This is a genomic window from Caulobacter sp. AP07, assembly GCF_000281955.1.
Lineage (GTDB): Bacteria > Pseudomonadota > Alphaproteobacteria > Caulobacterales > Caulobacteraceae > Caulobacter.
This window is the reverse complement of sequence record NZ_AKKF01000136.1, coordinates 1-22009: the sequence shown is the minus strand read 5'-3', so window position 1 is coordinate 22009 and position 22009 is coordinate 1. Positions and strand designations below refer to the sequence as shown.

The 22009-nt window shown below is 70.0% G+C and carries 26 protein-coding genes and 1 pseudogene; 16 read left to right on the top strand and 11 right to left on the bottom strand.

Annotated features, from left to right (window positions below):
- Positions 1–63: 63 nt before the first annotated feature.
- Complete coding sequence (locus tag PMI01_RS09930) at positions 64–900, top strand: nuclear transport factor 2 family protein (RefSeq protein ID WP_007667517.1); 837 nt, start codon at positions 64–66, stop codon at positions 898–900.
- Positions 897–2192, top strand: coding sequence for an ATP-dependent protease ATPase subunit HslU (hslU, locus tag PMI01_RS09925; RefSeq protein WP_007667515.1), 1296 nt, complete (start codon positions 897–899; stop codon positions 2190–2192). The genes PMI01_RS09930 and hslU overlap by 4 nt, the downstream gene beginning before the upstream one ends.
- Positions 2193–2313: 121 nt before the next feature.
- Here the strand turns inward: hslU and PMI01_RS09920 are convergent, their stop codons facing one another.
- The gene (locus PMI01_RS09920) at positions 2314–3198 is read right to left on the bottom strand and encodes a methylated-DNA--[protein]-cysteine S-methyltransferase (protein WP_007667514.1); all 885 of its coding nucleotides are present in this window, start codon (positions 3196–3198) and stop codon (positions 2314–2316) included.
- A gap of 52 nt (positions 3199–3250) precedes the next feature.
- Positions 3251–3727 carry a DUF2244 domain-containing protein gene (locus tag PMI01_RS09915; RefSeq protein WP_007667512.1) on the bottom strand — a complete coding sequence of 159 codons (477 nt, stop codon included), beginning with the start codon at positions 3725–3727 and terminating at the stop codon, positions 3251–3253.
- 81 nt (positions 3728–3808) lie between these two features.
- Here PMI01_RS09915 and nth point away from each other — a divergent pair, with 81 nt between their 5' ends.
- Entirely contained in the window at positions 3809–4519 is a 711-nt protein-coding gene (gene nth, locus PMI01_RS09910; protein WP_007667509.1) for an endonuclease III, read from the top strand.
- A 103-nt stretch (positions 4520–4622) separates the two neighbouring features.
- On the opposite strand, the gene PMI01_RS09905 is transcribed toward nth, so the two are convergent.
- Positions 4623–5477 (bottom strand): ATP-grasp domain-containing protein, encoded by an 855-nt coding sequence (locus PMI01_RS09905; protein WP_007667508.1) that lies wholly within the window; start codon positions 5475–5477, stop codon positions 4623–4625.
- Positions 5478–5582: 105 nt separating this feature from the next.
- On the opposite strand from PMI01_RS09905, the gene PMI01_RS09900 reads away from it, so the two are divergent.
- From PMI01_RS09900 to PMI01_RS09875, 6 genes are read left to right on the top strand one after another with little or no spacing between them, the layout of a single operon-like run.
- A complete protein-coding gene (locus PMI01_RS09900; RefSeq protein ID WP_007667506.1) occupies positions 5583–6572 on the top strand; it encodes an adenosine kinase in 990 nt (329 codons plus the stop codon).
- Between the two features lie 7 nt (positions 6573–6579).
- The gene (hisB, locus tag PMI01_RS09895; RefSeq protein ID WP_007667504.1) at positions 6580–7170 is read left to right on the top strand and encodes an imidazoleglycerol-phosphate dehydratase HisB; all 591 of its coding nucleotides are present in this window, start codon (positions 6580–6582) and stop codon (positions 7168–7170) included.
- Positions 7171–7182: 12 nt separating this feature from the next.
- Complete coding sequence (hisH, locus tag PMI01_RS09890) at positions 7183–7824, top strand: imidazole glycerol phosphate synthase subunit HisH (RefSeq protein ID WP_007667502.1); 642 nt, start codon at positions 7183–7185, stop codon at positions 7822–7824.
- Positions 7812–8546, top strand: coding sequence for a 1-(5-phosphoribosyl)-5-[(5-phosphoribosylamino)methylideneamino]imidazole-4-carboxamide isomerase (gene hisA, locus PMI01_RS09885; RefSeq protein WP_162136386.1), 735 nt, complete (start codon positions 7812–7814; stop codon positions 8544–8546). Before hisH ends, hisA begins: the two co-directional genes overlap by 13 nt.
- A complete protein-coding gene (gene hisF / locus PMI01_RS09880) occupies positions 8546–9328 on the top strand; it encodes an imidazole glycerol phosphate synthase subunit HisF (protein ID WP_007667498.1) in 783 nt (260 codons plus the stop codon). The genes hisA and hisF overlap by 1 nt, the downstream gene beginning before the upstream one ends.
- A complete protein-coding gene (locus tag PMI01_RS09875) occupies positions 9325–9651 on the top strand; it encodes a phosphoribosyl-ATP diphosphatase (RefSeq protein WP_007667496.1) in 327 nt (108 codons plus the stop codon). The genes hisF and PMI01_RS09875 overlap by 4 nt, the downstream gene beginning before the upstream one ends.
- Before the next feature lie 82 nt (positions 9652–9733).
- On the opposite strand, the gene PMI01_RS09870 is transcribed toward PMI01_RS09875, so the two are convergent.
- The 4 genes from PMI01_RS09870 to timA all read right to left on the bottom strand — a co-directional run bounded on the left by PMI01_RS09870 (position 9734) and on the right by timA (position 12644).
- Positions 9734–10306 carry a DUF4337 family protein gene (locus PMI01_RS09870; RefSeq protein ID WP_007667494.1) on the bottom strand — a complete coding sequence of 191 codons (573 nt, stop codon included), beginning with the start codon at positions 10304–10306 and terminating at the stop codon, positions 9734–9736.
- 70 nt (positions 10307–10376) lie between these two features.
- On the bottom strand, positions 10377–10916 hold the full coding sequence (locus PMI01_RS09865; protein WP_007667493.1) for a Smr/MutS family protein: 540 nt from the start codon (positions 10914–10916) through the stop codon (positions 10377–10379).
- Positions 10917–10920: 4 nt separating this feature from the next.
- Positions 10921–12045, bottom strand: a complete 1125-nt coding sequence (locus PMI01_RS09860; RefSeq protein WP_007667492.1) for a murein transglycosylase A — start codon at positions 12043–12045, stop codon at positions 10921–10923.
- The gene (gene timA, locus PMI01_RS09855) at positions 12045–12644 is read right to left on the bottom strand and encodes a TIM44-related membrane protein TimA (protein WP_007667491.1); all 600 of its coding nucleotides are present in this window, start codon (positions 12642–12644) and stop codon (positions 12045–12047) included. The genes PMI01_RS09860 and timA overlap by 1 nt, the downstream gene beginning before the upstream one ends.
- A gap of 191 nt (positions 12645–12835) precedes the next feature.
- On the opposite strand from timA, the gene secB reads away from it, so the two are divergent.
- Positions 12836–13330, top strand: coding sequence for a protein-export chaperone SecB (secB, locus tag PMI01_RS09850; protein ID WP_007667490.1), 495 nt, complete (start codon positions 12836–12838; stop codon positions 13328–13330).
- Between the two features lie 74 nt (positions 13331–13404).
- Here the strand turns inward: secB and PMI01_RS09845 are convergent, their stop codons facing one another.
- The gene (locus tag PMI01_RS09845) at positions 13405–14091 is read right to left on the bottom strand and encodes a response regulator transcription factor (protein ID WP_007667489.1); all 687 of its coding nucleotides are present in this window, start codon (positions 14089–14091) and stop codon (positions 13405–13407) included.
- Positions 14092–14155: 64 nt separating this feature from the next.
- Here PMI01_RS09845 and PMI01_RS09840 point away from each other — a divergent pair, with 64 nt between their 5' ends.
- Complete coding sequence (locus tag PMI01_RS09840) at positions 14156–14662, top strand: L,D-transpeptidase family protein (protein ID WP_035035615.1); 507 nt, start codon at positions 14156–14158, stop codon at positions 14660–14662.
- Here PMI01_RS09840 and PMI01_RS09835 read toward each other — a convergent pair.
- Positions 14659–15303 carry a YggS family pyridoxal phosphate-dependent enzyme gene (locus tag PMI01_RS09835; RefSeq protein ID WP_007667485.1) on the bottom strand — a complete coding sequence of 215 codons (645 nt, stop codon included), beginning with the start codon at positions 15301–15303 and terminating at the stop codon, positions 14659–14661. The genes PMI01_RS09840 and PMI01_RS09835 overlap by 4 nt on opposite strands.
- On the opposite strand from PMI01_RS09835, the gene PMI01_RS09830 reads away from it, so the two are divergent.
- Positions 15302–15946 (top strand): thiamine phosphate synthase, encoded by a 645-nt coding sequence (locus PMI01_RS09830; RefSeq protein WP_238537032.1) that lies wholly within the window; start codon positions 15302–15304, stop codon positions 15944–15946. The two genes, PMI01_RS09835 and PMI01_RS09830, sit on opposite strands and share 2 nt — an antisense overlap.
- Here the strand turns inward: PMI01_RS09830 and PMI01_RS09825 are convergent.
- Positions 15943–16296, bottom strand: coding sequence for an NtrZ family periplasmic regulatory protein (locus tag PMI01_RS09825; protein ID WP_007667480.1), 354 nt, complete (start codon positions 16294–16296; stop codon positions 15943–15945). The genes PMI01_RS09830 and PMI01_RS09825 overlap by 4 nt on opposite strands.
- 323 nt (positions 16297–16619) lie before the next feature.
- Between PMI01_RS09825 and PMI01_RS09820 the strand changes: the two genes are divergently transcribed.
- The 4 genes from PMI01_RS09820 (at position 16620) to holA (ending at position 21534) form a co-directional block, all read left to right on the top strand.
- Positions 16620–17147 carry a DUF3576 domain-containing protein gene (locus PMI01_RS09820; RefSeq protein WP_085954856.1) on the top strand — a complete coding sequence of 176 codons (528 nt, stop codon included), beginning with the start codon at positions 16620–16622 and terminating at the stop codon, positions 17145–17147.
- Positions 17148–17298: 151 nt separating this feature from the next.
- Positions 17299–19899, top strand: a complete 2601-nt coding sequence (gene leuS, locus PMI01_RS09815) for a leucine--tRNA ligase (RefSeq protein WP_007667476.1) — start codon at positions 17299–17301, stop codon at positions 19897–19899.
- Positions 19900–19902: 3 nt separating this feature from the next.
- Entirely contained in the window at positions 19903–20412 is a 510-nt protein-coding gene (gene lptE, locus PMI01_RS09810; protein WP_007667474.1) for an LPS assembly lipoprotein LptE, read from the top strand.
- A gap of 69 nt (positions 20413–20481) precedes the next feature.
- Entirely contained in the window at positions 20482–21534 is a 1053-nt protein-coding gene (gene holA / locus PMI01_RS09805) for a DNA polymerase III subunit delta (protein ID WP_007667472.1), read from the top strand.
- 295 nt (positions 21535–21829) lie between these two features.
- Here the strand turns inward: holA and PMI01_RS09800 are convergent.
- Positions 21830–22009: pseudogene (locus tag PMI01_RS09800) on the bottom strand (chromosome partitioning protein ParB); the annotation flags it as partial.

Sequence of the window (22009 nt, the reverse complement as noted above, 5' to 3'; positions counted from 1 at the left end):
CGGTTGACGCGCCTGGCGCTCTGGGGTCCGACTGGCTGGCCCAGCCTCGGCCCGGAGACCGCCATGCGTTCGCTGCTCGCCGCTCTCGTCCTCGCCGGTCTCGCGACCCCGGCCCTGGCGGCCCAGCCGTCCGCCGCGTCGGTCGAGGCCGCCGAGCGCGCCTTCGCCGCCGACGGTCTGGCGCTGGGAATCCGGGATTCCTTCCTCAAGCACATGGCCGACGACGCCATCGTCTTCCGGCCCGGGCCAGTGAACGCCAAGGCGCTCTACGAAAAGCGGCCGTCCAGCAAGACGCCGAGGCTCGAATGGTGGCCGCAGCGGGTGGTGATCGCTCGCTCCGGCGACCTGGGCCTGTCGGTCGGGCCCTGGGCGATCGACGGCAAGCGGGGCGGCTACTACGCCACCATCTGGCGCAAGGGCGCGGGCGGGCCCTGGAAATGGGTCTATGACGGCGGCGCCGAGGCCGACGCTTCGAGGGCTCCGGGTCCCGAAACGCCGGCGACGCAGGGCAGGCTGTCCGCCAAGGGCGCCGGTTCGGCGGCGGCCGGTTTCGCCCAGGCCCGCGCGGCCGAGGACCGGCTGGCCGCCGCCGCCAGGCGCGACGCCCCCACGGCCTATGACGCGGCCCTGAGCGCCGACGCCCTGCTGACCGGTCCGGCGGGGACCGACGCCCTGGCGGTCGATGACCTGGTCGGTCGCCGCGTCGCCCGTCCCGCGCTGATGGCGCTCACGCCCAGGGGCGGCGGCGTTTCGGCGGCCGGCGACTTGGTCTGGATCCATGGCGAGGCCGTTTGGCGCGCCGACGATCCAAAAGCGGTCTCCGCGCACTATATGCATGTCTGGCAGAGGCGACCCGACGGCTGGCGCCTGATTTTCGAGACCCTGAACACCGACCCATGACCGAATTCTCCCCCCGCGAAATCGTCTCCGAGCTCGACCGCTACATCGTCGGCCACACCGACGCGAAGAAGGCCGTCGCCGTCGCCCTGCGCAACCGCTGGCGGCGGCGCCGCGTGCCGGCCGACCTGCGCGACGAGGTCATGCCCAAGAACATCCTGCTGATCGGCCCCACCGGCGTCGGCAAGACCGAGATCGCCCGCCGGCTGGCCAGACTGGCCCAGGCCCCGTTCCTCAAGGTGGAAGCCACCAAGTTCACCGAGGTCGGCTATGTCGGCCGCGACGTCGACCAGATCGTCCGCGACCTGGTCGAGAGCGCCCTGAGCATGGTCCGCGACCGGCGCCGGGCCGGGGTCAGGGCCAAGGCCGAGGCGGCGGCCGAGGAGCGCATCCTCGACGCCCTGACCGGCCCCGGCGCCACCGCCGCCCGCGACAGCTTCCGCAAGAAGCTGCGGGCCGGCGAACTGGACGACAAGGAAGTGGAGTTGCAGCTGGCCGACACCGGCGGCGGCGGCATGTTCGAGATCCCCGGCCAGCCGGGCGCCTCGGTGCTGAACCTGTCGGAGATGATGAAGTCGCTGGGCGGCGGCCGCACCAAGACCCACAAGACCACCGTCACCGGCGCCTGGGCCCCGCTGATCGCCGAGGAGAGCGACAAGCTGCTCGACCAGGAGGCCCTGACGCAAGAGGCCCTGGAGCTGGCCGAGAACGACGGCATCGTCTTCCTCGACGAGATCGACAAGGTCGCTTCCTCCAGCCAGCGCGGCGGGGCCGACGTGTCGCGCGAAGGCGTGCAGCGCGACCTGCTGCCGCTGATCGAGGGCACGACGGTTTCGACCAAGTACGGGCCGGTGAAGACCGACCACATCCTGTTCATCGCCTCGGGCGCCTTCCATGTGGCCAAGCCCAGTGACCTGCTGCCCGAGCTGCAGGGCCGCCTGCCGATCCGCGTCGAGCTGAAGGGCCTGACCCGCGACGACCTGCGCCGCATCCTCACCGAGCCGGAAGCCAACCTGATCCGCCAGCACCAGGCCCTGTTGCTGACCGAAGGCGTAACTCTGGTGTTCACCGAGGAGGCCATCGACGCCGTGGCCGACGCGGCGGTGGCGGTCAACGCCTCGGTCGAGAACATCGGCGCGCGGCGGCTGCAGACCATCCTGGAAAAGGTGGTCGAGGAGATCAGCTTCACGGCGGCCGACCGCTCCGGCGAGACGGTGACGGTGGACGCGGCCTATGTGCAGATGCGCATCGGGACCCTGGCGGCCAACGCCGACCTCAGCCGGTTTATTCTGTAGATTTCAGGTCCTCCCCCTGTGGGGGAGGCGATCGCGAAGCGATCGGTGGGGGGATAATGGGTGAGGTGGGATCACTCCCCCCTCCGGCCCATTCGGGCCGCCTCCCCCACGGGGGGAGGACCTAAAGCGTCAGGCCTCGCTCGGAAGCTCCCACCGCCTCCATGCCCAGCATCGCCGCTTTCCGCCCCAACCCCCAGTGATAGCCCGTCAACCGGCCGTCCTTGGCGATCGCCCGGTGGCAGGGGATCAGCAGCGAGATCGGGTTGGCGCCGATCGCGCCGCCGGTGGCCTGGTAGGCGCGTGGCTTGCCGGCCCAGCCGGCGATCTCGCCATAGGTGCTGGTCCGTCCCGGCGGGATGCGCAGCAGGGCCTTCCAGACCTGGACGTTGAACGGCGAGCCGATCAGCACCACCGGTAGGGGCTGGTCGCCGCCGGCGAAGGCGTGGATCGCCATGCGGGCCGCCGCCGCGTCGTCGCGGCGCCAGTCGGCGGCGGGAAACCGCCGGTGCATGTCGTCGAAGGTGGCTTCGTCGTCGCCGTCGGAGAAGGCCAGGCCCGCCAGCCCGCGCGGGGCCATGACGAACAGGCCCTTGCCGTAGGGGGTCGGGGCCCAGCCCCAGGCGAGGTTGATGCCCTCGCCCCGCCGGCGCACCTCGCCGGGGGTGACGGCCTCCTGGGCGATGAACAGGTCGTGCAGGCGCGAGGGGCCCGACAGGCCGGCGTCATAGGCCGCGTCGAGCACGCTGGCCCCCTCCTCCAGCGACCGCCGCGCCTCGGCATGAGCGATGGCGGCGACGAAGGTCTTGGGGCTGACCCCGGCCCAGCGGCTGAACACCCGCTGGAAGTGGAACGGCGACAGGCCGACGGCCTCGGCGGCCTCGTCCAGGGACGGGCGCTCCTGCCAGCGATCGGCCAGCCAGGCCAGGGCCTTGGCCATGCGGTCGTAGTCCGCCGACTGTTCGGTCAGGTGGGCGAAGGCTTGCGAGGGGGAAACATCGAGGGCCATGGGGGAAAGATAGTGCGGACGGGCCGCCGCGTCCGCCCGGTTCTTGCGCCTTTCAGGAGGTCCGCTCGGCCCGGGCCCGCAGGATCGCCCGCTCCAGCGCCCGGGCGAAATCCAACCGCTCCGGCGGGCTGAGGGCCCGGCCCAGGGTCAGGCGCCGGCGCGACATCATCAGCCGCACCCGCGTCTCGTGCTCGCCCGGCTGGTCGATCCCGACCCGGGTGAAGGCGGTGGGCGAGGTCCAGACCAGGCGCGCGCCCTTCTCGTCCTCGCGGCTGACGGTCACCGCCTCGGCCGTGACCCGCACATGCTCGGCCCGCTCGGAGGCCCGGAAGCTGGCGCGCAGGGCCAGGCCCATGGCCAGGATGTCCAGGCCCAGGAACGGCAGCACCGGCGGCGCGCCCACCACCAACAGGAAGGTCGCCACCATCAGGTTGCAGGCGACCAGCACGCCGAGCAGCACGTAGAGCCCCCGCCGGTTCATCGACCGGTTGGGCTTGATCACGGCGTCCATGTACAGCGGCGCGGCCATCGTCCTGATTTAATGCCGCGCCCCCCGCTTGGCGAGGCTCCGGCTTGGCGGAACGGGCGCATCACGGCATGGTCGCCGCCCATGGCCAAGCCCGCTCCCCCCAAGCTCAAGAAACGTCCCGCCGCTCCGAAAGCCGCCAAGCGCGTCTCGCCCGCCGAGCGCGAGCGGGTCGAGGTGCTGTTCTCGCGCTTCGAGAGCCTGGAGGACCACCCCAAGACCGAGCTGAACTATTCCAACCCCTACACCCTGGTGACCGCCGTCGCCCTGTCGGCCCAGGCCACCGACGTCCAGGTCAACAAGTCCACCGGCCCGCTGTTCCAGATCGCCGACAGCCCGGCCAAGATGCTGGAGCTGGGGGAGGACGAGCTGACGCGCTACATCGCCTCGATCGGCCTCTACCGCACCAAGGCCAAGAACGTCATCGCCTCGGCCCGCATCCTGATGGATCGCCACGGCGGCGAGGTGCCGCTGAACCGCGCGGCGCTGGAAAGCCTGCCCGGCGTCGGCCGCAAGACCGCCAGCGTCGTGCTCAACGAGCTGGACATCGAACCGGCCATCGCCGTCGACACCCACGTGTTCCGCGTCGCGCACCGGCTGAAGCTGTCGGCCGGCAAGACGCCCGACGCGGTCGAGGACGACCTGATGCGGATCGTGCCGGACCGCTACAAGACCCGGGCGCACCACTGGCTGATCCTTCACGGGCGGTATGTGTGCGTGGCGCGCAAGCCCAAGTGCGAGGTGTGCCGGATTTCGGATCTGTGTCCGTCGCGGGAATTGTTTCTCGGCGGCTGATCCCCCTCCGGCCCTCTGGGCCACCTCCCCCAGAGGGGGAGGATTTGCGCCGCGCTGGATGCTCCCCCTCCGGGGGAGCTGTCGCGAAGCGACTGAGGGGGTTCTACAGCGCCCGAACCACCGCCGCCGCGAACGCCGCCCCGCCATCATGCGCGTGGCCCAGGAACAGGTCCGGCTCGATGACCTCCAGCTCCATCAGCTGCGGCGTGCCGTCCAGGCCGCGGATCAGGTCGACACGGGCATAGGTCAGGGGCGTCCCCGCCGCCTTCAGCACCATTTCGGCCGCGTGCAGGGCCTCAGGCTCCGGCGCGACGCCGCTGATCTGGCCGCCGAACTGCGGCTGGACGCGGAAGTCGCCGCCGGTCGCCACCTTGGTCACCGCGTGGCTGAAGACGCCATCGAAATAGAACAGCGACAGTTCGCCTTCCTCGCCCACCGCCGGCAGGAACGGCTGGATCAGGGCCGGACCGGTCGGGCAACCCGCCAGGCCGTCGGCATGGCGCAGCTTGACGGTGTCCTGCGAGCCGCCGGAGATCTGCGGCTTGGCCACCAGCACATCGACGCCGAAATGGTCACGCGCCCGGTCCATGTCCTCCAGCGTCAGGCGGTCCAGGGCGATGGTCGGCACCACCGGCGCGCCCTTGGCCGCCAGCTGCGCCAGATAGGTCTTGGTGGTGTTCCAGCGCAGCACCGACACCGGATTGGCCAGGCGCGCGCCGGCCGCCTCCAGGGCGTCGAGCCGGGCGAACCAGGCGGCGGGCCGCAGGTGGTAGCCCCAGCTCAGCAGCGGCAGCACCACCCGGGCCGAACCGGGGTCGAACGGCGCGTCCCAGGCGAGGTCCGAGACCGTCAGGTCGTGGGCCCGCAACGGCGCGGCCAGGCGGTCGAACAGCGGCCGCCAGGCGTGCGCGTACAGCGTCTCGTCGGCGGCCGGGGTGAGGATGAGAACGTCGGTCATGGCCTTGGCGGTAGAACGACAGCGGCTCTCCGGCAAGGCTCGCGTTGCCTTGGCCGCCCCGATCCGGTACTTCGCGCGCGTCGCCCCTTTCGGAAAAGGCCTTTCATGACCGCCCTCTACGACGTCGCCGCCATCGGCAACGCCATCGTCGATGTCATCGCCCAGTGCGACGACGCCTTCCTGGAGCGCGAAGGCCTGGTGAAGGGCTCGATGGCCCTGATCGACGTCGATCGGGCCAGCAGCCTCTATGACGTGATGGCTTCGGGCATCGAAGCTTCGGGCGGTTCGGCCGGCAACACGGTGGCCGGCGTCGCCAGCTTCGGCGGCAAGGCCGCCTTCATCGGCAAGGTCGCCGACGACCAGCTGGGCCGGGTGTTCACCCACGACATGCGCGCCATCGGCGCCACCTTCGACACCTCGCCCCTGACGGAAGGCCCGGCGACCGCCCAGAGCCTGATCAACGTCACCGCCGACGCCCAGCGCACCATGTCGACCTATCTGGGCGCCTGCGTCGAGCTGACCGCCGCCGACGTCGACCCGGCGGTCATCGAGGCCGCTCGGTACGCCTATCTGGAAGGCTACCTGTTCGACCCGCTGGAAGCGCGCCGCGCCTTCGCCAAGGCCGCCGCCCTGAGCCACGGCGCCGGGCGCAAGATCGCCATCACCCTGTCGGACAGCTTCGTGGTCGAGCGTCACCGCGACGCCCTGCTGGGCTTCATCGAGACCCAGTGCGACATCGTCTTCGCCAACGCCTCGGAAGTCTGCGCCCTGTTCCAGACCACCGACTTCGACGCCGCCGTCCGGGCCCTGGCCGGCAAGGTCGAGATCGCCGCCGTGACCCGCAGCGAACACGGCTCGATCGTGGCTTCCAACGGGGCATTGCACGAAATCTCGGCCTACCCCGTGGAAAAAGTCATGGACACCACCGGCGCCGGCGACCAATACGCGGCGGGTTTCCTCTACGGCCTCTCCCAGGGCCGCGCCCTGCCCGTCTGCGGACAGCTGGGCTCCCTGGCCGCCGCCGAGGTCATCGCGCACTATGGTCCGCGCCCGCAGGTCAGCCTGCGGGATCTCGCGGCCCAGAACGGACTGTAAGGACACCATGGCCCGCACCGCTGAAGTGGTCCGCGAGACGAAGGAGACCCAGATCCGGGTCTGGATCGATCTCGACGGGACCGGCGCCTCGACGATCTCCACCGGCATCGGGTTCTACGACCATATGCTCGAGAGCTTCGCGCGCCATGGCGGCTTCGACCTCAAGGTCGAGACCAAGGGCGACCTGCACATCGACATGCACCACACGGTCGAGGACACCGGCATCGTGCTGGGCCAGGCGATCAACAAGGCGCTGGACGGGTTCAAGGGCATCCGCCGGTTCGGTCACGCCTATATCCCGATGGACGAGACCCTGACGCGCTGCGCCATCGACCTGTCCAACCGGCCCTACCTGATCTGGAAGGTCGATTTCAAGCGACCCAAGGTCGGCGAGATGGACACCGAGCTCTTCAAGGAGTTCCACCACGCGTTCGCCATGAACGTCGGGGCGTGCGTCCATCTGGAAACCCTCTACGGCGACAACACCCACCACGTCGCCGAGAGCGGCTTCAAGGCCCTGGCCCGGGCGCTGCGTCAGGCGGTCGAGATCGACCCCAAGACCGGCGGCCATGCCCCCTCCACCAAGGGCGTGCTGTAGGAACCTGATTTCATGCAGACCGTCGCCCTGATCGATTACGGGTCGGGCAACCTGCGCTCGGCCGAAAAGGCCCTGCGCGAGGCGGCCCGCCGTCACGCGATCGACGCTGACATCGTTGTCACCGCCGATCCCGAGCGCGTGGCCGCCGCCGACCGCGTGGTGCTGCCCGGCGTGGGAGCCTTCGCCTCCTGCCGCGCGGGCCTGGACGCCTCGGGCGTCTACGAGGCCATGAACGAAGCCGTGCACGGCAAGGGCGCGCCGTTCCTGGGCATCTGCGTCGGCCATCAGCTTCTGGCCACCCGCGGCCTGGAGTTCGGGGTCACCCCCGGCCTCGACTGGATCGCCGGCGAGGTGAAGAAGCTCGCGCCCGCCGATCCCGCCCTGACCATCCCGCACATGGGCTGGAACGCCGTCGACCAGGTGCGCGCGCATCCGCTGTTCAAGGGCGTCGAAAGCGGCGCCCACATGTATTTCGCCAACTCCTTCGCCCTGACGGCGGCCGATCCGGCCGACCTGCTGGCGACCACCGACCACGGCGGCCCGTTCACGGCGGCTGTGGCCAAGGGCAACGTGGCCGGCGTACAGTTCCACCCCGAAAAATCCCAAGCCGCGGGGCTCGCCCTGCTCGCCAACTTCCTGGAATGGCGCCCATGATCCTCTATCCCGCCATCGACCTGAAGGACGGCCAGTGCGTGCGTCTGCTGCACGGCGACATGGAGAAGGCCACGGTCTTCAACACCTCCCCCGCCGACCAGGCCCAGCGCTTCGTCAAGGACGGCTTCTCGTGGCTGCACGTGGTCGACCTGAACGGCGCCATCGAGGGCAAGTCGATCAACACCGCCGCCGTGCAGTCGATCCTGGAAGCGGTCTCGATCCCCGTGCAGCTGGGCGGCGGCATCCGCACCCTGGAGGGCGTCGAGGCCTGGATCGAGGCGGGCGTGTCCCGCGTGATCCTCGGCACCGTCGCCGTCCACGACCCTGACCTGGTCCGCAAGGCCGCGCGCCTGTGGCCCGAGCAGATCGCCGTCGCCGTCGACGTGCGCGACGGCAAGGTGGCGATCGACGGCTGGACCGGCCTGTCCGACCTGGACGCCATCACCCTGGGCAAGCGCTTCGAGGACGTCGGGGTCGCGGCCCTGATCGTCACCGACATCAGCCGCGACGGCGCCCTGACCGGCGTCAATGTCGAGGGCGTGGGCGAACTGGCCGACGCCGTGTCGATCCCGGTCATCGCCTCGGGCGGCGTGGCCTCGGTGGCCGACATCGAACGCCTGAAGGCCCGCGTGGGCGTCGAGATCGCCGGCGCCATCCTGGGCCGCTCGCTCTATGCAGGCACGATCAAGCCGGCCGAAGCCCTGACCATAGCGGCCGCCTGATGCTGAAGACCCGGATCATTCCCTGTCTCGACGTCAAGGACGGCCGGGTGGTCAAGGGCGTCAACTTCGTGGCCCTGCGCGACGCCGGCGACCCGGTGGAGCAGGCCCGCGCCTATGACGCGGCCGGGGCCGACGAACTGATGTTCCTCGACATCACCGCCTCCAGCGAGGGCCGGGGCCTGCTGCTCGACGTCATCGCCCGCACGGCCGAGGTCTGCTTCATGCCGGTCTCGGTCGGCGGCGGGGTGCGCGAGGTGGCCGACATGCGCCGCCTGTTGCTGGCCGGGGCCGACAAGGTGTCGATCAACACCGCCGCCGTGGAAAACCCCGGCCTGGTGGCCGCCGGGGCCGACGCCTTCGGCGCCCAGTGCGTGGTGGTGGCCATCGACGCCAAGGCGCGCGCCGACGGCTCGGGCTGGAACGTCTGGACCTATGGCGGCCGCAAGGACACCGGCCTGGACGTGGTCGAATACGCCGCCCTGAGCGTGGCGCGGGGGGCCGGCGAGATCCTGCTGACCTCGATGGACCGCGACGGGGCCAAGATCGGCTACGACATCCCGCTGCTGCAGGCCGTGACCGGCGCGGTGACCGTGCCGGTGATCGCCTCGGGCGGGGCCGGCAAGACCGAGCACCTGGTCGAGGCCGCCCGCGACGGCCACGCCGCCGCCGTGCTGGCCGCCTCGATCTTCCACTTCGGCGAAATCAGCATCGGCGAGGCCAAGCGGGCCATGGCCGCCGCCGGCATCCCGGTGCGCCTGGACGAGCTGAAGGGGGCCGCATGAGCCGGCTGTTCGAGACCCTGGAACGCCTGGCGGCGACCATCGAGGCCCGCAAGGGCGCCGATCCGGCTGCGTCCTACACCGCCAAGCTGCTGGCCGACCCGGCCCTGGCCGCCAAGAAGCTAGGCGAGGAAGCCGTCGAGACGGTGATCGCCGCCGTGGCTCAGGGTCCCGACGCCTTGGCCTCGGAGAGCGCCGACCTGCTGTACCACTGGCTGGTGCTGCTGGCGGCCTCGGGCGTGTCGCTCGACGCGGTGGCCGACAAGCTGGCGGCGCGCGAGGGGACCTCGGGTCACGCCGAAAAGGCGTCGCGGTCGGTTCAGTAGCCGGGGACATGCACTTGTGCGTGTCCCCCGAGGGCGCGGGCGAGATTGGGGACACGCACAAGTGCATGTCCCCGAACGGGGATTAGCCCAGCAGTCGGCTGAGCAAGGCCGAGTGCAGGCTCCAGCCCAGGAAGCCCGCCAGGCCCATGACGATCCCCAGCGCGCCGAACGCCCAGGACGCCCAGAGCGCCGCGGGAACCTCCACCAGCGCCGCCACCGCGGCGATCGACACCGCGATGGAGTTCAGGGCGTCGGCGGCGTCGAACTGGTCGTCGTGGACGTTGAGCGCGTCGTACTGGGCTTGAAAGCCCTGGGCCCGGGATTTCAGCGCAGGGGCCTCGGCTTGATACTTGGCGATCTCGCCGTCGAGGCGGACCGTCTCCGCCGCCACGGCCGCCGCCGTCCGGTCGCCACCCGTCAGCGCCAGGAGGCGGGCCTGGGCCAACGCCGTCCCGTCGATATGCAGCTTGGTCTTGGTGGCCTGGTATTCGTTCCAGGCGTCGACCCCGCTCGACTGCGCCTGCTGCATGGCCTGGACGATGTTGCCGTCCTTCACCCCGCACAGGCCCATGAAGATCGACAGGGCCACCACGGTGATCGCCACCCGCCGGTTGAAGCTCTTGTCCTTGGCCTCGGCCCCGATCTCGATGTCCATTCGCCGCTCCTGAAGCTCGCCAAGCTTGGCGCTTCAATCGTGGCGAGGCCTGGGCGACGAAGGGGCGGCTTTAGACCTTCGGCGGCCGGCGCTTCAGCGCCACGTAGAGCGCCCCGTCGCCGCCGTGCCGCTTATCGGCCGGCGACACCCCCGCCACGATGTCGCGCAGGGCCGGGCCGGCCAGCCATTCGGGAGTGCGCGTGCGCAGCACGCCCATCCCCACCTTGCCCTTGCCGGTGATCACCAGGGCGGCGCGGTGGCCGTCCTCCCAGGCGCGGCGCAGGAAGGCCTCCAGCACCGGCCTGGCGCGGTCCTGGTCCAGGCCGTGCAGGTCGAGGCGGGCCTCCAGCGGCGTATGCTCGCGGGCGATCTTGCGCTTGCGGTTGGGCTCGATGCCCTCCAGCGGGCCGGGCACGCGCGGCTTGCCCGCCGGCTTGAGGCTCTTGGGGTCGACCAGCAGCGGAGCCATCGGCTGCAGGGTCGTCGGCGACTCCAGGCTCTTCTGCGCCTTGGGCGTCCAGCCCACCGCCTTCTGGGTCGGCTTGGCACGCACCGTGGCGGTGACCATGCCCCACAGACGCATCTCGTCCTGGCGCGGGGGGCGTTTCATGGTCTCAGGACTGGGGTTGCGGGACGAGCCGGTAGAGGCGCAGGTCGTGGCGCACGCGCCCCGCCTCGGCCCCCGCCGCCGCGCCCGTGCCGGTGTAGAGGTCGGCCCGGGCGTCGCCCTTGATGGCGCCGCCGACGTCCAGGGCCACCGCCAGGCGGCGATAGGCCGGGAAGGCCCCGGCCAGCTTCGGCGCGCTGGCGTCCAGCCAATAGAGCTCGCCCATCGCGTGCTTGCTGGGGTCGACGGCGATGGCGCGACCGGCCGGCAGCGGAATCCCCGCCGCGCCCACCGCCTGCTTGCCGTCGTCCGGCAGGGTCTGGAAGAACACGTAGCGCGGGTTCAGTTGCATGATGGCGTCGGCTTCCGGGCCGCGATGATCGGCCAGCCAGGTGCGGATCGCGTCGCCGGAGGTGTTGTTGTCGGGCAGCAGGCCGCGATCGCGCATGGCGGTGGCGATGCCGACGAACGGCCGGCCGTTGTGCCCGGCGAAGGCGGCGCGCACCCGGCGACCGTCCGGCAGGACGAGAATGCCCGAGCCCTGGATCTGCAGGAAGAACAGCTCTTCCGGACGCATCCAGGCCAGGGGCCGGTCGACGGGCGAGGCCTCGATGGCGGCGCGGTCGAGATAGGGCACGAACTGGCCGCCCTCGACCTCGCCGGTGACCTTCTTGCCGGCCAGGGCGGGTTCGAACTGGCTGAGGTCCAGCGTCACCAGGTCGGCCGGCTTGCCGCGCATCGGGGCGCTGAACTCGGCCGAGCGCGACATCCGCGCCTCGTATTCCGGGGCGAAATAGGCGGTCAGCAGGCCCTGGCCGGCGACGGGTTCGGGCCGGAAATTGGCTTCCAGGAAGCGGCGGGCCCCGGCGTCGTCGACCGTGCGGTCGGCGCGGGCCTTGCGGCAGACCGCGGCCAGGTCCGGCGCCTTGGCGACACCGCAGCCCTGGCGGAAGGCGTCCAGCGCGCCGAGGTGGTCTTCCTGTGACCAGCCGGCCAGTTCGCTGAACGACAGGGCGGTCGCGGCGCCCGGCGTGGTCGTGACCGGTCCGGGCCCGGTCGGCCTGAGCGGCGCGGTCGTACAGGCCGCCAACGCCAGGACGGCAAACGCGGCGACAAAACCCAGGCGCGGCATCACGCCTCCGCGACGTCGACGCGGACCAGGGTCCAGTTCGGGTTCCTGCTCTTCAGGTCGCGCTCGAAGGTCCACAGGTCGGCGGTGCGGCGATCGTCGACCGCCTCGCCGGCGGCGCTGGTCGAGCGGGTGCGGACCTCGGCCAGGATGCGGACCACCGCCTTGGCCACATCGCCTTCGACGGTGATGGAATCCAGGTCGGTGCGCGGGGGAACCATGAATTCGGCCTTCTCGGTGCGGCCCTCGGCCTCGCGGGCGGCGATGGCCGTCTCGAAATTGGCCATGACGTCGGGCGCCAGCAGCGGCTTGAGGGTGTCGCGGTCCCCCGCCGCGAAGGCCTTGACGATCATCTCGTAGGCCTGGCGGGCGCCGCCCAGGAAGTGGCCGACGTCGAAATCGGCCTGGCGGGCGCGCAGGGCGGCCAGACCGCTCAAGGCGTCGCTGGCCAGTTCAGGCGCCTTCACGTCGAGCGCCGGCGCGTTGGCCGGCACGGCGGCGGGCGCGTCCTCGGGCTGACGCCCGACCCGGCGACCCAGGGTGGCGTAGAGCTGGTAGAGGATGACCGCGGCCAGAACCGCGAGGATAATCCATTCAAACACGACAGTTTCCGCTCGTTCAGCCAGGACGGACGCCAAGGCGAGACATCATGCCTATATAGGCTAGGCCCCATCCATAGGCGAGAAGGGGCTCGCGCGTCAGGCGCCTGGCGTTGCGCGCCAGCCGCCCCCGTGTTAGCAGCCCCGCTCTCTCCTAGCGGCCAATTTCGACGCCGAATACGGATTTATCGCTCATGACCGACACGAACGCCGCTCCTCCCGCCGCTCTCGAAGACGGCGCGGCCGCCGAAACCGGCATCCGCATCATCGCCCAGTTCGTCCGCGACTTCTCGTTCGAGAGCCCGCACGCTCCGGATTCCCTGCGCGCCGGCGGCGCCGCGCCGGCCATCGACATGGGTGTCGAAATGAACGCCCGCGGTCGTCCCGACGGCCTGTTCGAAGTGGACCTGAAGCTGTCGGCCCGCGCCACGCGCGACGACCAGCCGGTGTTCCACGTCGAGGTCATGTATGGCGGCCTGTTCCACATCGGCGGCGTGCCCGAAGCCGACCTGGAGCCGGTGCTGCTGATCGAGTGCCCGCGCTTCCTGTTCCCGTTCGCCCGCCGCTTGATCGCCGACGTCACCACCGAAGGCGGCTTCCCGCCCTTCCTGATCGACCCGATCGACTTCGCTGGCGTCTATGCGGCCCGCAAGGCCCAGGCCGACGGCGCGACGGTCGGCAACGCCTGATCGCACTCAGAGCGTAAAAGAAAAAGCCCCGGCCGCTCGAAGCGGCCGGGGCTTTTTCTTTGCCTGGACGGGGATCAAGGCTGGAGCCGATATCCGCCCATCTCGGTGATCAGGATCCTCGCCACCGTCGGGTCCGGCTCGATCTTCTGGCGCAGGCGGTAGACGTGGGTCTCGAGCGTGTGGGTGGTGACCCCGGCGTTGTAGCCCCAGACCTCGGTCAGCAGCTCCTCGCGCGACACCGGCTTGGAGCCGGCGCGGTAGAGGTATTTGAGGATGTTGGTTTCCTTCTCGGTCAGCCGGACCTTCTTCTGCTTTTCGTCGATCAGCAGCTTGGCCGACGGCCGGAACTCGTACGGACCGATGCGGAACAAGGCATCTTCGGAAGCTTCGTAGCTGCGCAGCTGGGCGCGGATGCGGGCCAGCAGCACCCCGAAGCGGAAAGGCTTGGTGACGTAGTCGTTGGCCCCGGACTCCAGGCCCAGGATGGTGTCGCTGTCGCTGGCCGCCGCCGTCAGCATGATCACCGGGGCGGTGACGCCGTTCTTGCGCATCAGCCGGCAGGCCTCGCGGCCGTCCATGTCGGGCAGGTCGACGTCCAGCAGGACCAGGTCCGGCTTGATTTCCCGGGCCATCCGCACGCCCTCGCCGGCCGTGGGAGCCTCGGCGACCGCGAACTCCTCGTGGAGGGCGAGCTGCTCGGCGAGCGCGCCGCGCAGATCCTCGTCGTCATCGACCAGCAATAGGGTTTTGCGTTGCGCCATAGGGCGGAACATGCACCGCTGCGGCCCCCGGCGCCAAGCGCGCTTTGATGAGAACGCCGCCTCGATGATCTTTCGCGCCCACGCCAAAGGCCAGATCGCATGGGATGGGCGCGTGGCGCGCTGCGCGCTGGGCAAGGCCGGGATCATCGCCGCCGCCGACAAGCGCGAGGGCGACAACAGGAGCCCGCTGGGCCTCTGGCCGATCCGCCACGTGCTCTACCGGCCCGACGTCTATCCGCACGGCCCCACCACCCACCTGCCCGCCAAACCGATCGCGGCCGACGATGGCTGGTGCGACGCCCCGGGCGACTCCGCCTACAACCAGCCGGTCAAGCTGCCCTACCCGGCCAGCGCCGAGCGGCTGTGGCGCGACGACCCCGTCTACGACCTGGTGGTGGTGCTGGGTCACAATGACGACCCGCCCGTCCCCGGCCTGGGCTCGGCGATCTTCCTGCACCTGGCGCGGGACGGCTATCCCGGCACCGAGGGCTGCGTGGCCCTGGCGCGAGACGACGTCGAGGCCCTGCTGGCGGTGGCGAAACCAGGGGATGCGGTCGAGATCGTCGCCTAGGTCCGGCTTCCGAACAGCGCCGACCCCACCCGCACCGAGGTGGCGCCGCAGGCGATGGCGGTCTCGAAATCGTCGCTCATGCCCATCGACAGCTTGGCCAGGTCGTTGCGGGCCGCGATCTGGCCCAGCAGGCGGAAATGCGGCGCGGGGTCACCCTGGGCCGGCGGAATGCACATCAGGCCCTCCACGGGCAGGTCCAGGCCCCGGCAAAGGGCGATGAAGGCGTCGGCCTGGCCCGGGACCACGCCAGCCTTCTGCGGCTCCTCGCCGGTGTTGACCTGCACGAACAGCCGCGGCGCCTTGCCCTGGGCCTGGATTTCCCCGGCCAGGACATGGGCCAGCTTCTCGCGGTCGAGACTTTCGATGACGTCGAAGAAACCCACGGCCTCGTGCGCCTTGTTGCTCTGCAACGGTCCGATCAGTCGCAGTTCGACCTGCGCGCGGCGCTCGCTCCAGCGGCCCATGGCCTCCTGGACGCGATTTTCGCCGAACACCCGCTGGCCGGCGGCCAGAATGGGGGCGATATGGTCCCAGGGCTGCAGCTTGGACACCGCCACCAGGGTGACGGCGTCGGCCGGACGCCCGGAAGCGACGGCGGCGGCCCGGATACGGGACTGGATGGAGGCGTAGACGTCGGACATGGATTCTTCAGGCGTGGGCGCCGGGGGCGCGATCGACGAGATGGACGCCCTGTCTAGAACGGCCGCGCGCCTTCGCCCATGGCTGGTGCGCGGAAAACCCCTGCCCAGCCTGCTGTTCTTCACCGACCCGGACCGGACCCCCGACCCCGAACGCGTCGCCGAGCGCCTGCCGGCCGGCGCGGCCGTGGTGTTCCGGGCGTTCGGCGCGCTCGACGCCGAGGTCCGGGGCCGCGGATTGCGGGACATCACCCGGCGGCGCGGCCTGCTGCTGCTGGTCGGGGCGGACGAGGCCCTGGCGGTGGCCGTCGAGGCCGACGGCCTGCATCTGCCGCAACGGCTGTCAGCGCACCTGCCCGCGATCCGCGCCCGTCATCCGGAATGGCTGATCACCGTGGCAGCCCATGACGCCGCCGCCGCCAGGGCGGGCCAGGCGGCGGGCGCCGACGCGCTGGTGGTTTCACCGGTCTTTCCCAGCGCCAGCCCGTCGGCGGGAACGCCGCTGGGCGTGGATGGCCTGAAGAGGATCGTCGGAGCGGTCGAAACGCCGGTCTACGCCCTGGGCGGCGTACGGGCGGACACGGTCGAGCAGCTGCTGGGCAGCGGAATCGTCGGAATAGCGGCGGTGGAGGCGCTAAACGCCTAGAACTTGAACGCGGTTTCCAGCTTCACCCGTGGCGCGGGCTCCTGGATCTCGTTCTTGCGGGCGGCCAGGGCGGGGTTGTTGTCGCCCAGCGCCACGGCGCCGCCGACCCGGATCGACGGGGTGACGCTGTAATAGGCCCCGGCCTGGACGTCCCGGCCTTCGAGTTCGCGGTTGGCCGGCTGGTCGAGGTCGAGCTTGAGGCCCCACTTGCCCTTCTTGTTGTCCCACTGCAGGGACTTCTTCGGGCCTTGCTGCGGGTTGAACGGCATCATCTGGGCGGGATTGCTGAAATCGTTCTTCACGGTGAAATCGGCGGCGCCCGTACGCGTCTTGCTCTGAGCATAGGCCATCGAAGTCGATCCCAAAAGGATCAACGCCGTGGCCCCTGCCATGAAATACCGTGCCGCGAACATCGCTACTGAACCCAATCCCCAACCCGAACCTAATAGTAGGCCAACCTACATATAGGAGCGGGCTCCCTGAAAATCGATTAAAGGCCTGAGTACAGCGCGGTCAACCGCACTTGGGTCGGGCTAAGCGTCGCAGGGAGCGATTCAAGCGGCGCCTGTGGCGGTCCTGCCACGCGATTCCTGTTTTGACGCAGCGCGACCATGCTATAGACCGCTTCCGGCTGCGGGGGCGCGCCAGCTCGCGCGACGCGCCGGCGATACATTTGGAGCGAGGTACTATGGCGTTTGAGCGTGGGTCGGTGTTGCGCGGCGTCGCCGCTGGCGTTCTGACGCTGTCGGTCCTGGTTGGTGTGTCTGCTTGCAGCAGCAGCCCCCCCAAAACCTTCAGCACCCAAAGCGACGAGCCGGGTTTCAACCCGTTCAAGTTCGGCCGCGGCGGCAAGCAGGCCGCGCCGTCCAGCGGCTCGATCGGCGTCAACGGCTTCCTGTGGCGCGCCAGCCTCGACACCCTGGCCTTCATGCCGCTGGCCTCGGCCGACCCCTACGGCGGCGTGATCGTCACCGACTGGTACACCAATCCCGAGAAGCCGGACGAGCGCTTCAAGGCGACGGTCTACATCCTCGACACCCGCCTGCGGGCCGACGGCCTGAACGTCACGATCTTCAAGCAGGTCAAGGACGCCGCTGGCGGCTGGACCGACACGGCCGCCACCGATCAGACGGCGACCGATATCGAGAACGCCATCCTGACCCGCGCCCGTCAGCTGCGACTTTCCAACATCAAGAACTAGGCTTCCGGCCGAGTTCTTCGCGGGAGCCCTTTGTCCTGGCGACAAAAGGCTCCCGTTCGCACTTTTAGAAGCACGTCGAGGCCGCGAAACCGCTTAAGACTTCCGCGGAACGCGCCCCCAAGGCGTAGTCCCGCACGAACAGTCTGGTTTCATGGCCCGCTACAATCCCAAAGACACCGAGCCGAAGTGGCGCGCCGCCTGGGCGACCGCCAACACCTTCCTGACGCCGATCACCCCCGACGGCCGTCCGAAGTACTACGTGCTTGAGATGTTCCCCTATCCGTCGGGGCGCATCCACATGGGCCATGTGCGCAACTACGCCATGGGCGACGTCGTGGCCCGCTACAAGCGCGCCCAGGGCTTCAACGTCCTGCACCCGATGGGCTGGGACGCCTTCGGCATGCCGGCCGAGAACGCCGCCATGGAGCGCGGCGTCCACCCCAAGGGCTGGACCTACGACAACATCGCCGCCATGCGCGAACAGCTGAAGGCCCTGGGCCTGTCGGTTGACTGGTCGCGCGAGTTCGCCACCTGCGACCCGGAATATTACGGCCAGCAGCAGGCCTGGTTCCTGCGCCTGCTGAAGCGCGGCCTGGTCTATCGCAAGGAAGCCTCGGTCAACTGGGACCCGGTCGACATGACCGTCCTGGCCAACGAGCAGGTCATCGACGGCAAGGGCTGGCGCTCGGGCGCGACCGTGGAGAAGCGCAAGCTGACCCAGTGGTTCCTGCGCATCACCGACTATGCCGACGCCCTGATCGACGGCCTGAAGACCCTGGACCGCTGGCCCGAGAAGGTCCGGATCATGCAGGAGAACTGGATCGGCCGGTCCAAGGGGCTGCGGTTCACGTTCAAGTTCGACGGCAAGGCGCCGGCGGGCCATGACGCCGGCCTGGAGGTCTACACCACCCGCCCCGACACCCTGTTCGGCGCCAGCTTCGTCGGCATCGCGCCCGAGCATCCGCTGGCCGAGCAATTGGGAGCGGCTGATCCGAGCATGGCCGCCTTCATCGCCGAGTGCCGCAAGGGCGGCACCTCGGAGGCCGATATCGAAGGGGCCGAGAAGCTGGGCCGCGACACCGGCCTGCGGGTCGTCCACCCGCTGGACCCGTCGATCACCCTGCCCGTCTGGATCGCCAACTTCATCCTGATGGACTACGGCACGGGCGCGATCTTCGCCTGCCCGGCCCACGACCAGCGCGACCTGGACTTCGCCCGCAAATACGCCCTGCCCGTCCTGCCGGTGGTGCTGCCGCCCGGCGAGGTCGCCGCGACGTTCGAGGTCGGCAAGGAGGCCTATGTCGGCCCCGGCGCGATCTTCAATTCCGAGTTCCTGGACGGCCTGGACATCGAGGCCGCCAAGACCGAGGCCGTGAACCGCATCGAGGCCCAGGGCCAGGGCCAGGGCGCCACGGTCTATCGCCTGCGCGACTGGGGCGTGTCGCGCCAGCGCTACTGGGGCTGCCCGATCCCGGTCATCCACTGCGAGGCCTGCGGCCCCGTCGGCGTGCCCGAGAACCAGCTGCCGGTGGTGCTGCCCGACGACGTCAGCTTCGACAAGCCGGGCAACCCGCTGCTGCGCCACCCGACCTGGCGCCACACCACCTGCCCCGCCTGCGGCGGCAAGGCCGAACGCGAGACCGACACGCTGGACACCTTCGTCGACAGCTCGTGGTACTTCGCCCGCTTCACCGACCCGACCGCCGCCGAGCCGATCAGCAAGGACGCCGCCGACCACTGGATGGCGGTCGACCAGTATATCGGCGGCGTCGAGCATGCGGTGCTGCACCTGCTCTACGCCCGCTTCGTCACCCGCGCCCTGAAGGACGAGGGCCTGCTGTCGGTCGAGGAGCCGTTCGCCGGCCTGTTCACCCAGGGCATGGTCACTCACGAGGCCTACAAGAACGCGGCCGGCGAGTGGGTCGAACCATCCGACATCCGCATCACTGTCGAGGGCAACGAGCGCTCCGCGACCCACGCCGCGACCGGCGAGCCGATCACCATCGGCGACATCGAAAAGATGTCGAAGTCCAAGAAGAACGTCGTCGCCCCCGAGGACATCTTCGACGCCTACGGCGTCGACGCCGCGCGCCTGTTCGTGATGAGCGACAGCCCGCCCGAGCGCGACGTGCAATGGACCAACAGCGGCGTCGAAGGCTCCTGGCGCTTCACCCACCGGGTGTGGAACGAGTTCGACGGCCAACCGGCCGGCGACTTCGCCCACGACGAGGCGGACGCCGCGGCCCTGGCCCTGCGCAAGGGCGCCCACCGGCTGATCGGCTTCGTGACGGACTCCATCGAAGGCTTCCGCTTCAACAGCGGCGTGGCGCGCCTGTACGAGTTCCTCAACATGCTGAAGGCCGCGCCGGCCACCCTCGCTGACGGAAGCGCCGCCTCCCAGGGCGTCCTGGCCGCTCGCGCCGAGGCGCTGGAGATCCTGGCCCGCCTGATCTCGCCCTTCACCCCCCACCTGGCCGAGGAAGCCTGGGCCAGCCTGGGCAAGAGCGGCATGGTCGTCGACGCGCCCTGGCCCAAGCCCGACCCGGTGCTGGCGGCCGACGACGAGCGCGTGCTGCCGATCCAGATCAACGGCAAGCGTCGCGGCGAGATCAAGGTCAAGGCCGGCACGGCCGAGGCCGAGGTCGAGAAAATCGCTCTGGCGGATCACGCCGTCCTGGCCCACCTTGAGGGCCTGACCGTTCGCAAGGTGATCGTGGTGAAAGACCGTATCGTCAACATCGTGGCCGGCTGATCCATGAAGCGCGCAATGCTCCCCAGACTGCTTCCCACGGCCCTGATCGCCGGCTTCGCCCTGCTGCTCTCGGCCTGCGGCTTCACCCCCCTCTACGGCCCCCAGTCGGTCACCAAGGGCCTCGGCGCCATCGAGGTGGTCGCCCCCGAGGGCCGGGCCGGCTATCTGCTGCGCGAGAAGCTGGAGGACGCCCTGGCGCGCGACGTCAATGTCCTGCCGTCCCATCGGCTGGTCTACACCGTCAAGGAACAGCGCTACGCCCGGGGCGTCCGCGTCGACAATGTCGCCAACCGCTACGAGCTGAACCTCACCGCCGACTGGCGTCTTCTCGACGCCAAGACCGGCCAGCAGGTGCGGGCCGGTTCCGCCGCCGCCGCGGTCACCTACGACTCCGCCGACCAACCCTACGCCTCCATCGCGGCCCAGCAGGACAGCCAGGAGCGCGCAGCGGCCGAGGTCGCCCGCAAGATCCAGCTGGACCTCGCCGCCTGGCTCGCGGGCAAGGCCGCCTAGAGACCCGACCTTGTTCTCGCGCGTTCTCTTCACGCGAACCGACATCCATTTCGCTCGAGTACGCTGGCCATGATCCTGTCGAAACGCCAGGACGTCGAACGCTTCCTGAAGGACCCGACGCCGGAGATCCGCGCCGTGGTCATCTACGGCCGCGATCGCGGGGTGGTGCGTGATCGCGCCGACCAGCTGGCCAAGCGGCTGTTCGAGCGGCCCGACGATCCCTTCGACACCGCCCAGCTGACCGAGAGCGACCTCGACGCCCAGGCCGGCAAGCTGGAGGACGAACTCTCGGCCCTGTCGATGATGGGCGGACGGCGGCTGGTGCGCCTGCGCCTGACCGGCGAGAAGGCCGGGCCCGACAAGCAGGCCGCCGAGGCCCTGGTCCGCCATGTCGAGGGCCAGTTGAACCCCGAGGCGCTGTTCCTGGTCGAGGCCGGGGCCCTGGATCGCAACTCGGCCCTGCGCAAGGCCGGCGAGAAGGCCGCCGGCGCCGCCGTGATCCCCTGCTACGAGGACGAGGCCGGCGACCTGGCCCGGCTGACCCGCGAGACCCTGGCCAAGGACAAGGTCAGCCTGAACGGCGAAGCGCTGGACCTGTTCGTCTCGCGCCTGCCCAAGGAGCGCGGCGTGGCCCGCGCCGAGATCGAGCGCCTGGCCCTGTTCCTGGGCCCTGGCAGCGGCGCCGGCGCCACCCCAGCCGACCTGACCGACTTCCTGGGCGTCGAGCCCGAGGCTTCGCTGGGTGACGCCGCCGTCGATGCGTTCGGCGGCCGCCTGGGCCCCGCCCAGGCCGGTCTTAGGCGCGCCGCGGCCGAGGGCGAAGGCGGACCGGCCGCCGTGCGAGCCATGGGCTATCACCTGGGCCGCCTGCGCCGCACCCTGACCCTGCACAAGAACGGCGTCGACCTGGCGGCCGCCGCCAAGGCTTCCGGCGTGTTCTGGAAGAGCGAGCGCGAGTTCCTGCGCCAGGCCCGCGCCTGGACCCTGGACCAGCTGCTGCTGGTGCAGGCCGAGGTGCTGGCCGCCGACAAGGCCTGCAAGACTTCCGGCTCACCAGACCAGCTGATCTCCGAGCGGTTGGCCCTGCAGATCGCCGGCAAGGCGCGACGGCTGGGACTGTGAACGGCGCCGCCTGACCCGGACGGCGATCACTCCCCTGCCCCAGGCGTCTGGACGATCGCGGGATCGCTGAGTCGGCCCGGCCGTCAAACCCAGAACGCGAAAGATCGCGATTTCCTGTGGATTATGATCCGGGAACCCCCTGACCAAACCCTCGGTGAAAAGCGATACTTCACCTTATAATTCAAAGGCTTGATCGTAAAAACGGGACCTCCCCGCGTCGTTTCTCGCCGATCGTGCGTCCCGATGTGCGGACAAGCCTTGTTCCGTGCGCGACAGACGACCCTTTTCCGGAGCCTCAGAGGCCCCGGGTCAAGCGGTTGCAGAGGTCATCCAACTGCTCGAGCTTGGCGTAGCGGATGGTGATGGCGCCGGCGTCGCCGCGATGGTCGATCTCGACGTCGAGGCCGAGCACCGACGACAGGTCGGACTCGAGGGCCTGGGTGTCGGTGTCCTTGGTCCGCGGCGGCCGACCGCC

Bases quoted from the DNA above. Each gene is read 5' to 3' on its own strand.
- PMI01_RS09840 (WP_035035615.1), top strand. From the start codon at position 14,156: ATGATCTTTCGCGCCCACGCCAAAGGCCAGATCGCATGGGATGGGCGC.
- PMI01_RS09835 (WP_007667485.1), bottom strand. From the start codon at position 15,303: ATGTCCGACGTCTACGCCTCCATCCAGTCCCGTATCCGGGCCGCCGCC.
- PMI01_RS09825 (WP_007667480.1), bottom strand. From the start codon at position 16,296: ATGGCCTATGCTCAGAGCAAGACGCGTACGGGCGCCGCCGATTTCACC.
- PMI01_RS09830 (WP_238537032.1), top strand. From the start codon at position 15,302: ATGGATTCTTCAGGCGTGGGCGCCGGGGGCGCGATCGACGAGATGGAC.
- PMI01_RS09920 (WP_007667514.1), bottom strand. From the start codon at position 3,198: ATGGCCCTCGATGTTTCCCCCTCGCAAGCCTTCGCCCACCTGACCGAA.
- hisA (WP_162136386.1), top strand. From the start codon at position 7,812: ATGGCGCCCATGATCCTCTATCCCGCCATCGACCTGAAGGACGGCCAG.
- secB (WP_007667490.1), top strand. From the start codon at position 12,836: ATGACCGACACGAACGCCGCTCCTCCCGCCGCTCTCGAAGACGGCGCG.
- PMI01_RS09930 (WP_007667517.1), top strand. From the start codon at position 64: ATGCGTTCGCTGCTCGCCGCTCTCGTCCTCGCCGGTCTCGCGACCCCG.
- nth (WP_007667509.1), top strand. From the start codon at position 3,809: ATGGCCAAGCCCGCTCCCCCCAAGCTCAAGAAACGTCCCGCCGCTCCG.
- PMI01_RS09845 (WP_007667489.1), bottom strand. From the start codon at position 14,091: ATGGCGCAACGCAAAACCCTATTGCTGGTCGATGACGACGAGGATCTG.
- PMI01_RS09915 (WP_007667512.1), bottom strand. From the start codon at position 3,727: ATGGCCGCGCCGCTGTACATGGACGCCGTGATCAAGCCCAACCGGTCG.
- leuS (WP_007667476.1), top strand. From the start codon at position 17,299: ATGGCCCGCTACAATCCCAAAGACACCGAGCCGAAGTGGCGCGCCGCC.
- PMI01_RS09875 (WP_007667496.1), top strand. From the start codon at position 9,325: ATGAGCCGGCTGTTCGAGACCCTGGAACGCCTGGCGGCGACCATCGAG.
- PMI01_RS09870 (WP_007667494.1), bottom strand. From the start codon at position 10,306: ATGGACATCGAGATCGGGGCCGAGGCCAAGGACAAGAGCTTCAACCGG.
- PMI01_RS09865 (WP_007667493.1), bottom strand. From the start codon at position 10,916: ATGAAACGCCCCCCGCGCCAGGACGAGATGCGTCTGTGGGGCATGGTC.
- PMI01_RS09905 (WP_007667508.1), bottom strand. From the start codon at position 5,477: ATGACCGACGTTCTCATCCTCACCCCGGCCGCCGACGAGACGCTGTAC.
- hslU (WP_007667515.1), top strand. From the start codon at position 897: ATGACCGAATTCTCCCCCCGCGAAATCGTCTCCGAGCTCGACCGCTAC.
- lptE (WP_007667474.1), top strand. From the start codon at position 19,903: ATGAAGCGCGCAATGCTCCCCAGACTGCTTCCCACGGCCCTGATCGCC.
- hisF (WP_007667498.1), top strand. From the start codon at position 8,546: ATGCTGAAGACCCGGATCATTCCCTGTCTCGACGTCAAGGACGGCCGG.
- PMI01_RS09900 (WP_007667506.1), top strand. From the start codon at position 5,583: ATGACCGCCCTCTACGACGTCGCCGCCATCGGCAACGCCATCGTCGAT.
- hisB (WP_007667504.1), top strand. From the start codon at position 6,580: ATGGCCCGCACCGCTGAAGTGGTCCGCGAGACGAAGGAGACCCAGATC.
- holA (WP_007667472.1), top strand. From the start codon at position 20,482: ATGATCCTGTCGAAACGCCAGGACGTCGAACGCTTCCTGAAGGACCCG.
- hisH (WP_007667502.1), top strand. From the start codon at position 7,183: ATGCAGACCGTCGCCCTGATCGATTACGGGTCGGGCAACCTGCGCTCG.
- PMI01_RS09860 (WP_007667492.1), bottom strand. From the start codon at position 12,045: ATGCCGCGCCTGGGTTTTGTCGCCGCGTTTGCCGTCCTGGCGTTGGCG.